Source organism: Streptococcus sp. ZY171113 (assembly GCF_057748235.1).
In genome coordinates this window covers 1,568,572-1,581,807 of the sequence record NZ_CM173243.1, presented here as the reverse complement: position 1 = coordinate 1,581,807, position 13,236 = coordinate 1,568,572, and the positions used below count along the sequence as shown (strand labels likewise).

At 49.0% G+C, this 13,236-nt stretch carries 13 protein-coding genes and 2 pseudogenes; all 15 read left to right on the top strand.

Annotated features, from left to right (window positions below):
- Positions 1-705, top strand: a complete 705-nt coding sequence (locus AC3ARB_RS07450; protein WP_488319947.1) for a 5'-methylthioadenosine/adenosylhomocysteine nucleosidase — start codon at positions 1-3, stop codon at positions 703-705.
- 162 nt (positions 706-867) lie between these two features.
- On the top strand, positions 868-2,244 hold the full coding sequence (gene ftsA / locus AC3ARB_RS07445; RefSeq protein ID WP_488319946.1) for a cell division protein FtsA: 1,377 nt from the start codon (positions 868-870) through the stop codon (positions 2,242-2,244).
- Between the two features lie 17 nt (positions 2,245-2,261).
- Positions 2,262-3,342: pseudogene (gene ftsZ / locus AC3ARB_RS07440) on the top strand (cell division protein FtsZ); the annotation flags it as partial.
- Positions 3,343-3,416: 74 nt separating this feature from the next.
- Positions 3,417-3,569, top strand: a pseudogene (locus tag AC3ARB_RS07435) (cell division protein FtsZ); the annotation flags it as partial.
- A gap of 2 nt (positions 3,570-3,571) precedes the next feature.
- Positions 3,572-4,243 (top strand): YggS family pyridoxal phosphate-dependent enzyme, encoded by a 672-nt coding sequence (locus AC3ARB_RS07430; RefSeq protein ID WP_488319945.1) that lies wholly within the window; start codon positions 3,572-3,574, stop codon positions 4,241-4,243.
- Positions 4,244-4,254: 11 nt separating this feature from the next.
- Positions 4,255-4,923 (top strand): cell division protein SepF, encoded by a 669-nt coding sequence (locus tag AC3ARB_RS07425; protein ID WP_488319944.1) that lies wholly within the window; start codon positions 4,255-4,257, stop codon positions 4,921-4,923.
- Between the two features lie 3 nt (positions 4,924-4,926).
- Positions 4,927-5,184: a YggT family protein gene (locus AC3ARB_RS07420; RefSeq protein ID WP_488319943.1), complete on the top strand. Its 258-nt coding sequence runs from the start codon at positions 4,927-4,929 to the stop codon at positions 5,182-5,184.
- A 1-nt stretch (position 5,185) separates the two neighbouring features.
- Entirely contained in the window at positions 5,186-5,974 is a 789-nt protein-coding gene (locus tag AC3ARB_RS07415) for a YlmH family RNA-binding protein (RefSeq protein ID WP_488319942.1), read from the top strand.
- Between the two features lie 9 nt (positions 5,975-5,983).
- Positions 5,984-6,709, top strand: coding sequence for a DivIVA domain-containing protein (locus AC3ARB_RS07410; RefSeq protein WP_488319941.1), 726 nt, complete (start codon positions 5,984-5,986; stop codon positions 6,707-6,709).
- A 480-nt stretch (positions 6,710-7,189) separates the two neighbouring features.
- Positions 7,190-9,949, top strand: a complete 2,760-nt coding sequence (gene ileS, locus AC3ARB_RS07405; RefSeq protein WP_488319940.1) for an isoleucine--tRNA ligase — start codon at positions 7,190-7,192, stop codon at positions 9,947-9,949.
- A gap of 93 nt (positions 9,950-10,042) precedes the next feature.
- The gene (locus AC3ARB_RS07400) at positions 10,043-10,423 is read left to right on the top strand and encodes a hypothetical protein (protein ID WP_488319939.1); all 381 of its coding nucleotides are present in this window, start codon (positions 10,043-10,045) and stop codon (positions 10,421-10,423) included.
- Positions 10,424-10,522: 99 nt separating this feature from the next.
- Positions 10,523-10,969, top strand: coding sequence for a DUF4839 domain-containing protein (locus AC3ARB_RS07395; RefSeq protein WP_488319938.1), 447 nt, complete (start codon positions 10,523-10,525; stop codon positions 10,967-10,969).
- 107 nt (positions 10,970-11,076) lie between these two features.
- Positions 11,077-11,406, top strand: a complete 330-nt coding sequence (locus AC3ARB_RS07390) for a hypothetical protein (protein ID WP_488319937.1) — start codon at positions 11,077-11,079, stop codon at positions 11,404-11,406.
- 43 nt (positions 11,407-11,449) lie between these two features.
- The gene (locus AC3ARB_RS07385; RefSeq protein ID WP_488319936.1) at positions 11,450-11,644 is read left to right on the top strand and encodes a hypothetical protein; all 195 of its coding nucleotides are present in this window, start codon (positions 11,450-11,452) and stop codon (positions 11,642-11,644) included.
- Positions 11,645-11,876: 232 nt separating this feature from the next.
- Complete coding sequence (nagA, locus tag AC3ARB_RS07380) at positions 11,877-13,025, top strand: N-acetylglucosamine-6-phosphate deacetylase (protein ID WP_488319935.1); 1,149 nt, start codon at positions 11,877-11,879, stop codon at positions 13,023-13,025.
- Positions 13,026-13,236 lie beyond the last annotated feature (211 nt).

Below are 13,236 nucleotides of genomic sequence, written 5' to 3'. Positions count from 1 at the left end.
ATGACGATTGGAATTATCGCTGCCATGCCCCAGGAGCTGGCAGCCTTGTTAGAGGTATTAGATAACCGTAAGGATCATGAGGTTCTAGGGAGGACCTACCATGCGGGTAACTTGTCAGGCCAGTCAGTGGTCTTGGTGCAGAGTGGTGTTGGGAAGGTTATGTCAGCCATGAGCGTAGCTGTTTTAGCTGATCGGTTTGGCGTAACAGCCGTCATCAACACGGGTTCAGCTGGGGCCGTAGCCCAGGGCTTGGCAGTTGGGGATGTGGTTCTAGCCGATAAGCTGGTTTATCATGATGTGGATTTGACTGCTTTTGGTTACCCTCACGGGCAAATGTCCGGTCAACCCTTGTATTTTCCCTGTGATACGGCCTTGGTTAAGGCTTTTGAGGCAGTCCTAGCCGAGCAGGAGCAGAGGTCTAGGGTCGGTTTGATAGCGACAGGTGACAGCTTTATTGCCAGCTCTGCAATTATCCAAGACATCAAAGGGCATTTTCCAGAGGTTTTGGCGGTTGAAATGGAAGGGGCGGCTATTGCCCAGGCGGCTCATAGTTTGGGCTTGCCAGTTTTGGTGGTGCGTGCCATGAGTGACACAGCTGACCATGAGGCCAATGTGAGCTTTGAAGAATTTATCATTGAAGCCGGAAAACGTTCGGCCCAGATGGTCCTGGCGGGGCTTGCAGCCTTGGGAAATGTTACAATTTAATGACAAGTTTGATTTAGGCTTGAAAAATCAAAAAAGACTGGCACAAAAAGATAACATTTTGTGCCAGTTTGTGTTATACTATCAGAGAGAAGTCTGTTTTTTGTCTGTCAAAGATTGGCAGCGAACAGATGAAAATGATTAGAAGATAGAGAGGTCGAGTGAATGGCTAGAAATGGCTTTTTTACAGGATTAGATATAGGGACGAGCTCGATTAAGGTTATTGTTGCGGAGTTTGTCAACGCCAATATGAACGTTATCGGTGTCAGCAATGTTCCGAGTAAGGGCATCAAGGATGGCATCATCATTGACATTGAAGCAGCAACCCAGAGCATTCGTGAAGCCTTGGAGCAGGCAGAAGAAAAAGCTGGCATGACCATTGATCGAATCAGTGTCGGCTTGCCAGCCAATCAGTTGCAAATTGAGCCAGCACAAGGTATGATTGCTGTTCAAGGGGATTCTAAGGAAATCCGTGATGAAGATGTGGAAAATGTGGTTAAGTCAGCCTTGACCAAGAGCATTACCCCTGAACGGGAAATCATCTCTCTCATTCCAGAGGAGTTTATCCTGGATGGCTTCAAAGGCATTCGTGACCCACGGGGCATGATGGGGATTCGTTTGGAGGTGCGTGGTACCATCTACACTGGTCCAGCGACCATGTTGCATAACCTGCGTAAGACAGTTGAGAAGGCTGGTGTGGTGTTGGAAAACATCATCATCAGTCCGTTGGCCTTGACCCACTCGGTTCTCAATGAGGGCGAGCGTGAATTTGGTGCAACTGTTCTTGATATGGGTGGCGGTCAGACCATGGTGGCTATCATGCGTAACCAGGAACTCCAGTATTCAGATGTCCACATGGAAGGTGGGGACTATGTGACCAAGGATATTTCCAAGGTTCTTCGGACCTCCTTGCAGACCGCTGAAAACCTGAAGTACAACTTTGGTAGTGCAGATTTGGCAACGGCCAGCACGACAGAGACCGTTCAGGTGGAGATTGTCGGAGAGAGCCAACCTGTTGAGATTACAGAACGTTATTTGGCTGAAATCATCACGGCACGTGTGCGTCAGACGCTGGAACGGATTAAGCAAGATTTGGACCGCCGTCGTTTGGCGGAAATGCCAGGTGGTCTGGTCTTGACGGGTGGCGGGGCAATCTTGCCAGGTGTTGTTGATTTGGCTCAGGAGATTTTCCGTGTGCCAGTCAAGTTGCACATGCCAAACCAAGTTGGTATTCGCAACCCGATTTTCTCAAATGTGATTAGCTTGGTTGAGTATGCTGGTCACATGAGTGAAGTGGATGCTATTGCTCAAAAAGCAGTAGCAGGTGAGGAACTCTTACGGAGAAAACCGATTGATTTTACCCCATCGAAGCCACAAACCCCATCGACAGCACGTCCTGTCGAGACAGCTCGTGACCGTGTTGCAAACCCGACACCAACTGAGCAGTCAGCTAAAACAGTTAATTCAACACAAACAACAAAACCAGCCAAGAAAAATATCGGCGACATCGCTCGGAATTTCTTTGGCAATATGTTTGATTAAGAAAAATGAGGTGAATTATGGGATTTTCATTTGATGCCGCATCTGTTCAAGGTGCCATTATTAAAGTTATCGGTGTCGGCGGTGGCGGCGGTAATGCCATTAACCGCATGATTGACGAAGGTGTTGCAGGGGTTGAGTTTATCGCTGCCAACACGGACATCCAGGCCCTGAGCTCGTCTAAGGCCGAAACCGTTATCCAGCTTGGTCCTAAGTTGACCCGTGGTCTGGGTGCAGGCGGTCAACCTGAAGTTGGTCGTAAGGCTGCTGAAGAAAGCGAAGAGACCTTGACAGAAGCACTTTCTGGTGCGGACATGGTTTTCATCACTGCTGGTATGGGTGGTGGCTCTGGTACAGGTGCTGCACCAGTTATCGCCCGCATTGCCAAGAGCATTGGTGCACTCACTGTTGCGGTTGTGACCCGTCCGTTTGGCTTTGAGGGCAATAAGCGGAGCTCTTATGCCATTCAAGGGATTGAAGAATTGCGTGAGCAAGTCGATACTTTGCTGATCATTTCTAACAACAACTTGCTTGAAATTGTCGACAAGAAAACCCCTCTTCTTGAAGCCCTCAGCGAAGCGGACAACGTTCTTCGCCAAGGGGTTCAAGGGATTACCGACCTGATTACCAGCCCTGGTTTGATTAACCTGGACTTTGCAGACGTCAAAACCGTCATGGCCAACAAGGGCAATGCCCTCATGGGTATCGGTATCGGTACCGGTGAAGAGCGGATTGTTGAGGCAGCTCGTAAGGCCATCTACTCACCGCTTCTTGAAACCACCATCGACGGTGCAGAAGATGTTATCGTCAACGTTACAGGTGGTCTGGACATGACCTTGACAGAAGCTGAAGAAGCCTCAGAAATCGTTGGTCAAGCAGCGGGTAACGGTGTTAACATCTGGTTGGGTACCTCAATTGATGACAGCATGCGGGACGAAATTCGCGTGACCGTTGTGGCAACAGGTGTTCGCAAGGACAAGGTTGAGCAAGTTTCAGGATTCCGTAGCACACCACGGGCTTTCAAGGCTAGTACAGGCCAACAAGCTGGTGCCCAGTATGCCAGCGAGCAAGTTAGTCAAGCGGCTTACGATCGCCGACCACAGTTTGATGCGGTTGAGCCTCGTGATTTCTCAGCAGCTCCAGCAGCACGTTCAACGGACTATTACCAAGAACAAGACGCCTTTGGCAACTGGGATTTGAGACGTGACGCTATTGCCCGTCCTAAAGAAGGTCAGCTGGAAAGCCAACTGACCATGTCGTCATTCTCAGAGAACAAGTTTGATGGTGATGACGAACTGGAAACACCACCATTCTTTAGAAATCGTTAATCATGACACTGACGCAACAGGTTCAAGTGGTTGCTGATCAGGTTGCGGCGGCCTGCCAAGAGGCAGGTCGCCCGTCTGACAGTGTGCAAGTGATTGCAGTGACCAAATACGTTGACGTAGAAACAACGCAAAACCTGATTGACGCAGGTGTTCGCCATTTGGGTGAAAATCGTGTGGATAAGTTTCTCCACAAGAAAGCAACTTGCCAGGGTCAGGATTTGGTTTGGCATTTCATTGGTAGTCTCCAACGCCGAAAGGTCAAGGAGGTTATCAATCATGTGGATTATTTTCATGCCTTGGACAGCCTGTCTTTGGCCCATGAAATCCAAAAACGGGCGGTATCGCCCATTAAGTGTTTCCTTCAAGTAAATGTTTCTGGTGAAGTCAGTAAACATGGCTTCTCTCCTGATGAATTGGACCAGCTTGTTTTGGAGCTGGCCGATTTGGATAAAATTGAGGTTGTTGGGTTGATGACCATGGCCCCATTTGAGGCCAGCCAGGAAGAGTTGGCTCAGATTTTTTCAGAAACCAGACGCTTGAAAGAGGCCTTGCAAGAAAAACAGATAAAGAATATGCCATTGACAGAGTTAAGCATGGGCATGAGTGGGGATTTTTCATCTGCCATTCAAGAAGGTGCTAGTTTTGTTCGCATTGGTTCCTTATTCTTTGAGTAAAGGAGAGACCTATGGCATTACGCGATAGATTTAGTAAAATTGCTGCTTATTTTAGCTCAGATGATTTGGCTGATGGGGTTGACGAGGTTACAGAAGACTCCTATCTGGAAGCGCCAGCTATGCCTGAAAAGGAAGAAAAAGTTAAGGAAGAGTCTACTCAAAAGGAGCCAGACGGCCCTCGTTATGAGCGTCCGACAGCTCCAACCAGTCGTCCCCAGCATGACCGTGTGAGGGAAGTGGAGGATGCGACTCCCAATCGACCACAGGTGGAACAGGCCCAGCGTCCAAGTGTTCCCCTGCCAGAACGGCCAACAGCTCCAACCAGTCGTCCTCAACCGAGAGAAAGTCAGCGGCCAGTAGCCCCTGTCAGTCGGGAAGTTGGTCAGACCAAGATTAGCTTGAAGCACCCTCTACGTTATGAAGATGCGACGACCATCGCAGACATCTTTTTGGAGGGCCAATGCGTCCTGGTTGATTTTGAATACATGCAGGAAGCTCAAGCACGTCGCTGTATTGACTTTTTGACAGGGGCTTGTCGTGTGGTAAATGGTCACTTTCAACGGATTGGTGCGACCATTTACCTCTTGACACCAAGTGGTGTAATTGTTGACATTGAGGACGTTCGTCCGCAAACCAAGGGGCAAGAAGTTAGCTACGATTACGACATCAAGAGGCGATAAGCCATGTTGATACTAATCGTTCAGTTTTTACGGCTTATCGGACAGGTCTATTCCTATCTGTTGCTGGCTTATGCTGTGATGTCCTGGGTTCCTAGTCTGAGGCAATCCAAGCTTGGAGAGGGGCTTGACTTCCTTGTCAGTCCAATTTTGAAGCCTCTTTACCGCTTTAACTTGCAAATCGGTGGTTTAGATTTCACGGTGTTTGCAGCCATGTTTGGTTTGGAGCTTCTCGAACGTCTCTTACTGTCTTTGGTGTTCTAGGATGGGACAAGACAAGCTCTATCAGCATTTTGATGCGACGGAACACGTTTTTGTAGACAAACTCATGGATTTGGTTGATCGCCTGGAGCGGCAATATGTGGTTCAACTAACTGATTTTTTGGACCCGAGGCAGCAAGAAATTGCCCAAAGCGTTTTGGGTCAAGCGGGTGTGACCTACTATTCGAGCAAGCAAGTGCTTGATTTGGAATACGCTCGTTTGTTGCTTGCACCGACTTACTATGAGTTGGATGAAGCAGATTTTGAAATCGCCCTCCTGGAAATTTCCTACCAGGCCAAGTTTAGCCAGCTCAGCCATTCGCAGATTTTAGGGACCTTGGTCAAGGGCTTGGGCGTCAATCGCCAAGTGATTGGTGATGTCTTGGTGTCCCAAGGCAGGGCTCAGGTTGTCCTTGCCAAGCAAATGGTGAATTACATTGTTAGTCATACGGATAAGATGGCCAAAACAGGAGTATCCTTGAAGGAAATCCCCTTTGACCAGCTTCTCACCATTGAGGAGAGCGGCAATACGCGTCTGATTTTGGTATCTAGTTTTCGCTTGGACAAACTGGTAGCCGAGGTGACTCGCCTGTCTCGAAGTCAGGCTCAAGAGCTGATTGTCAAAGGAAGAGTGAAGCTAAATTATCGTGAGGTCACTAAGGCTGAAACACAGCTCAATCTGGGTGATTTGGTTAGTTGCCGAGGTTATGGGCGTTTTCGCTTGCTAGAAGATCTTGGGGTAACCAAGACCAACAAGCACAAACTAATGATTGAAGAAATCGTGAAAAAATAAGGAGAAGTTATGGTGTTAACGGCACTTGATATTAAGGAAAAATCCTTTAGAAATGAATTTCGTGGCTACAATCGTGACGAAGTCAATGAATTTTTAGATATTGTCATTGGTGACTATGAAAGTCTTGTTCGGACGACGCGTGAGCAAGAGCAGCATATCCGTGACCTGGAAGAAAAGTTGGCTTACTTTAGTGACATGAAAGAGTCGCTGACCCAGTCGGTGATTTTAGCCCAAGAAACGTCTGAAAAAGTGAAAGCTTCAGCCCGTGTTGAAGCCGATAACCTGCTCAGTAAGGCCAGCTACGATGCTAAACAGCTGATTGAAGAAGCCAAGGTTAAGGCCAATGATATTTTACGCAGTGCTTCAGACGATGCCAAGCGGGTTGCGGTTGAAACCGAAGACCTCAAACGTCAGAGCCGTATCTTCCACCAACGCCTCTTGGCGATTGTTGAGGGGCAACTAGGTTTGGTTAACTCTCCTGAGTGGGACGAATTGCTCCAGCCGACAGCTGTTTACCTGCAAAATTCAGATGCTGCGTTTAAAGAGGTTGTCGAAAAAGTGTTAGGTGAGCACGTGCCTGACGCTGACGACAGCAAGTCGATTGATGCGACCCGTCAGTTCTCTGCGGAAGAAATGGCAGAGCTCCAACGTCGGATTGCTGAGGCCAACGCCAAAGCTGAAAGGCATGACCCGTCAGCTTCTAAAGATAGCCAAACCTTCAAATTAAAGATTTAAGCGAACAAGAAACAGAGACCTAATAAGATATTTTCAGCGAGCAAGGGTTGGTGTAAGCCTTGCAATCCCTCTTAGTAGGCCTATCCTTCTTTAGCATGCTAGTTGAAAACTTAGTAGATTAGCAGGGGTGGCTGACCTTACCAGCCAAAGAGGGACAGGGCTTTTTGCCCTGTCTGAATTAAGGTGGTACCACGAGCTTTCGTCCTTTGCGATGAAGGCTCGTTTTTTACATCTTTAACCACTATGGCAGGTCAAGCCTGCTCATAGTGGTAGGCTGGTTTCTATGGAACCAGCTAAAACCTGCACTAGTTTTTCCAGACCATTATTGTCGAATGGTCTTGAAAATCGTCGTCCTCGGGTTATTCTAGAAAAGTTTATCACATTTCGGGAGCTTACCCATTTTAACCAGTAGATGGGGACGTCTGTTTCGACCGTGTTTACCATTGCTCTAAACGATAAAAAAATAGAAAGAAGAAGATTATGAAATTAAAAGAAACCCTCAATCTGGGCCAGACGGCCTTTCCCATGCGAGCTGGTCTGCCGACCAAGGAGCCTGAGTGGCAAAAGGCTTGGGATGAAGCTAAGATTTACCAACGCCGTCAGGAGCTGAACGCTGGTAAGCCAGGCTTCCACCTCCACGATGGCCCACCATACGCCAACGGTAACATTCACGTTGGTCACGCCCTTAACAAGATTTCCAAGGACATCATCGTTCGTTCCAAGTCCATGTCAGGCTTCTCAGCACCTTTTGTGCCAGGTTGGGACACCCACGGTCTGCCAATCGAGCAGGTTCTGGCCAAGCAAGGCGTCAAACGCAAGGAACTTGAACTCCACACCTACCTGGAAATGTGCCGCGACTACGCCTTGTCACAAGTAGACAAGCAACGGGAAGACTTCAAGCGTTTGGGTGTTTCAGCGGATTGGGACAATCCTTACATCACCCTGACTCCAGACTTTGAGGCGGCACAAATCCGTGTCTTTGGAGCTATGGCTGACAAGGGCTACATCTACCGTGGTGCCAAGCCAGTTTACTGGTCTTGGTCATCGGAATCAGCCCTGGCTGAAGCGGAAATCGAGTACCATGACATTGATTCGACCTCTCTCTACTATGCCAACAAGGTTAAGGATGGCAAGGGCGTTTTGGACACCGATACCTACATCGTGGTTTGGACGACAACCCCATTCACCATCACGGCCTCTCGTGGTTTGACCGTTGGGCCAGACATGGACTATGTGGTGGTGACACCTGCCGGCGACAGCCGTAAGTTTGTCGTTGGTGAGGCTCTAGTGGACAAGCTGGCCGCTAAATTTGGCTGGGAGAGTTTCGAACTTGTGGCCCGTCACAAGGGGTCAGAACTGGAATACATTGTGACCGAGCACCCTTGGGATACCGCAGTGGATGAGTTGGTCATCCTTGGCGACCACGTCACCACCGAGTCAGGTACGGGTATTGTCCACACGGCCCCTGGTTTCGGTGAGGATGACTATAATGTCGGTATCAAGTATAACTTAGAAGTAGCGGTGACGGTTGATAGCCGAGGCTTGATGACTGCTGAAGCTGGTCCTGACTTTGAGGGCCAATTCTACGACAAGGTTGTGCCAACAGTCACCGAAAAACTGGGTGACCTGCTCTTGGCCAGCGAAGTCATCAACCACTCCTACCCATTTGACTGGCGGACCAAGAAGCCTATCATCTGGCGAGCGGTGCCACAATGGTTTGCATCGGTATCCAAGTTCCGTCAGGACATCTTGGACAACATTGAGAAAACCGAGTTCATTCCTGCCTGGGGTAAAACTCGTCTCTACAACATGATTCGGGACCGTGGCGACTGGGTTATCTCTCGTCAGCGGGCTTGGGGGGTTCCCCTGCCAATCTTCTATGCGGAGGACGGCACCGCCATTTTGACCAAGGAAGTGACCGACCACGTTGCTCAGCTATTTGAAAAAGAAGGGTCAATCATCTGGTGGAAATCGGAGGCCAAAGACCTCTTGCCTCAAGGCTTCACCCACCCAGGGTCGCCAAATGGCATCTTCACCAAGGAAACCGACATCATGGACGTTTGGTTCGACTCTGGTTCCTCTTGGAACGGGGTCATGAAGGCCCGTGAAAACCTGGCCTACCCAGCCGACCTCTATCTGGAAGGTTCTGACCAGTACCGTGGCTGGTTCAACTCGTCCTTGATCACCTCTGTCGCTGTTAACGGCCATGCCCCTTACAAGGGCGTCCTGTCTCAAGGTTTCGTCCTGGACGGCAAGGGCGAGAAAATGTCCAAGTCTAAGGGCAACATCATCTCGCCAAACGACGTGGCCAAGCAGTACGGGGCAGAAATCCTCCGTCTCTGGGTGGCATCGGTGGATACCTCAAACGACGTTCGGGTGTCCATGGACATTCTCGGTCAGGTTTCTGAGACCTACCGTAAGGTCCGCAACACCCTGCGCTTCCTCATCGCCAACACCAGCGACTTCAATCCAGAGACCGATCGCCTGGCCTTTGGCGAGCTCCGTCCGGTTGACCAGTACATGGCGGTCAACTTCAACCGTCTGGTGGCCACCATCCGTGAAGCCTACGCCAACTACGACTTCCTGACCATCTACAAGAGCTTGGTTAACTTCATCAACGTTGATTTGTCAGCCTTCTACCTTGATTTCGCCAAGGACGTGGTTTATATTGAAGGGAAAAATAGCAGAGCCCGTCGTCAGATGCAGACGGTCTTCTATGACATCCTGGTCAAACTGACCCAGCTTTTGACACCGATTATCCCCCACACCGCTGAGGAAATCTGGTCTTACTTGGAGCACGAAACCGCAGAATTTGTCCAGTTGACTGACTTGCCAGAGGCAGACATCATCGCAGGCGACACCGCTATTCTGGAGGCCTGGGAAGACTTTATGGCCTTCCGCAGCAAGGCCCAAAAAGCCCTGGAAGAAGCCCGTAACGAGAAGGTTATCGGTAAGTCTCTGGAGGCTCACCTGACCGCAACCGTGACGGCTGATCAGAAAGCCACTCTGGATGCTCTTGAGAGCGACCTGGCTCAACTCCTCATCGTGTCTCAATTGACCTTGCTTGAGGGTGAGCAAGAAAGCTTTACCGTTGAACGTGCCGCAGGTGAGGTTTGTGGGCGTTGCCGCCGCATCGACACCACCGTGTCAGAACGCAGCTACAATGCGATTATCTGTGACCACTGTGCAAGTATCGTGGAAGCTGAATTCCCAGAAGCTGTGGCTCAGGGATTTGAGTAATGAAAAAAAGATTAGGGAATGAAAATTTCCTAATCTTTTTGCTTGACAAGGTATATATATATAATGGAGGTATAGTTTTTTTGGAGGAGTATCATGTTAAAATACACGAAACAATTTGTAGGCATGCTTGTGACTTGCCTGGCTTTATTAATACTTGGAGCTTGCAGTGCGGACACAACTGCTGATAATTCTAGTATCAATGCTGTCACAGAAAAGACCTACCCAGTTAGTTTAGAGTTGGAGTCACAGGAAAATCTTTTATTTAGCAAATACGATGTCCAGGTGTACTTGGATGAACAGCCATTAGGCACAATTGACCACGGCACAACTAGCAATTTTACGGCAGAATTGACCAGGGGGCAGCATCACTTGGTTCTGAAAAAAGATGATGACCCTAGTGTTGATGGGCAAGTGAGTTTTGAGGTGACTGGCGAAATGGACTTGCGTTATCGTTTTGAGTCGAATCGAAAGTAAATTATTCTTAAGGAAATAGAAGAAGAGCCGGAAATGTCCTCGACCTCTTTTAGTCAAGAAAGTTCCTCAAGCTCTAGCGAGGACAGCTCCTCAACGCAATTGTCTAGCAATTCATCGTCATCTGAAACGAGCAGTTCTTCGCAAACAGAAGCTAGTGAAGAACCAATCCCAGAAGTAATCGGGCAAGCTCACCCTGATTTGGCAGCTATTTTAACCAGCAATAGACCAGAGTTGGGGCGTCAATTTGCTGAAAAATATAAAGGGAAAGTGATTGAATTTGATGGTCATGTGGCTTACATCAATCCTCATGGAAACTACAAAACTCGATACGATATTTTAATCAATGGCGGGGATTGGATGTCTATGGAAGAAACACATTATTTAGGGGTTAATATGCAGTTCCAAAATATTGCTCCAGCCATGTCTGTACTTAGTGAGTTAGCCGATCTTTATTTAGGACAAAACCTGCACATCAAGGCACGTGTGATTGAATTTACGAGGGGAGAATTATTGATTTTGGAACCGATTGAGGTTTCAGCACGTTAGCGATTTCCAAGCGAAACAGCTGTTCAGTTGTTTCGCTTTTTACTTGACAAGTCAATTTTTAAGGAGTAAAATTAATAATAACAACATATAGAAAGCAGGTGGTCGTTATGACAGACTATCAATTGATTCAAGCAACGCTGGAACACTTGGGCCAGCTCAAGAAAGTTTTTGCTACGGAGTTGCCTGGCTCTGCAGATGAGCAAAACATGCACTCCAGACTGACCGATGCGGTGGCTTATGTTCGAAGGGCCAAAGCTGTTGACAATGCCTTTTTGATTGAAGTCGAGAAGTTTCATCGGGCTTTTGCTTTCTTTGCTGGCCTCAGCACCTCCAAATTGACCGAGGAGGCCCATCAAGCCTGGCGGGCCTATGACAGCTTCCACTATGAGCAAATCAAACCTCAGCTCAAAGTCTATGCTGGCGGGATGTTCCTCTAGGCAAAAGTTTGCTGGTCTGGTAGAGAAAAATAAGGTTGACCGATTGAAGATAGAACACCTGGGCCAGCTCAAAAAAGACTTTGTCACAGAGCGACCTGATTCGGCAGACGGGCAGAACATGCGGACTAACCTGGCCGATGTTTGTCAGGATAAGGCCGTTGACAAGGCCTTCTGGATTGAACCGTACAAGCCCCACGAGGTCTTTGCTAACCTTGTTTTTTCAGCAGTTCAAGGCTGACTGGAAAGCCTAGGTTGCTGTCTATCAGGACCACCTCAAGCATGCTGTCATGATGGGCAATGTTTAAGGCGCTCGTCCATTGGTCAGCTCAAACATCCCTATCACTCCCCAGTCCACCGTTCAGGGGAGTGTTTGTTGAAAAACCTGTTTGTTTTCGGCTAAAACTGGTCTAGACCGTTTACAAAATGACTCAAAAGGAGTATAATAGAAGAAAAATATGGAGGCGATTTCAATGACGACATACATCAAGGCGGACTCTTTTTTCTACCCTTACGAAGAGCGTCAGGGTGGCTACCTGGCCATCGTTGACGGTCGTTTTGGCGACTGGGTAGCGGCAGCACCTGCTGGGGCAGAAATTTTGGACTACACGGGTTACAGCATTGCCCCTGGTCTGGTGGATACCCACATCCACGGCTTTGGCGGCAGCGATGTCATGGACAACACGGTGGAGGCCATCGAAACCATCTCGGCTGGTTTGCCGTCAACTGGGGTGACCAGCTATTTGCCGACCACCCTGACCTCCACCTTTGAGATTCTCAACGAGGTCTGTGGCAAGGTGGTGGCGGCCAAGAACGCCAAGGGAGCCAAGATTCGTGGCCTTTACTTTGAGGGGCCTTACTTCACCGAGGAGTTCAAGGGGGCTCAAAACCCTGCCTACATGGGCGACCCATCCATCGAGCAGTTTGAGACCTGGCAGAAGTCTGCCCAGGGCCTGATTTCCAAGATTGCCCTGGCACCCGAGCGGGAGGGTGTGGCTGACTTTGTCCGTCACGTGACCGACCAGGGCGTGGTGGTGGCCATGGGGCACTCCAACGCCACCTTTGCTCAGGCTCAAGAAGCGGTTTATGCTGGGGCCAGCGTTTGGGTCCACGCCTACAATGGCATGCGGGGCCTCAACCACCGGGAGCCAGGCATGGTGGGGGCGGTTTATGACATCCCTAACACCTATGCCGAGCTGATTTGCGACGGCCACCACGTCAACCCTAAGGCCTGCGACATCCTTATCCGCCAGAAGAGCCACGACCATGTGGCCCTGATCACCGACTGCATGCGGGCGGGCGGCATGCCCGAGGGCGACTACATGCTGGGTGATTTCCCGGTTATCGTGGAAAATGGCACAGCCCGTCTCAAGGATAACCCAGCCAGCCTGGCAGGGTCTATCCTCAAGCTCTATCAGGGACTGAAGAACGTTGTCGATTGGGGGATTGCTACTCGAGTTGAGGCAGTTCGCATGGCTAGCCTTATCCCAGCCATCTCTTGTAAGATTGACGACAAATGTGGCCAAATCAAAAAAGGCCATGAGGCTGACTTCATCGTCCTGCGACCAAATCTGGAGTTGGAAGCTACCTTTATCGACGGTGAAAAGGTTTATCAGGCTTAAAACGAGGACAAACACAGTTTCCGAAAGGAGCTGTGTTTTTTGATAGGGGTTCTAAAAATTCTCCCTAAATCTCCCCCTGTTTTTCTGTCCCTAATCCCCTAAAATGATTAGCTTTTTCTAAGTTTTTTTAGTATAATGGAAATTATACTGGTCTTATTGTATCGTTTTTCACAAATGTGCAAATCAAGGCCAATTGGTGTCGTTTATTTTA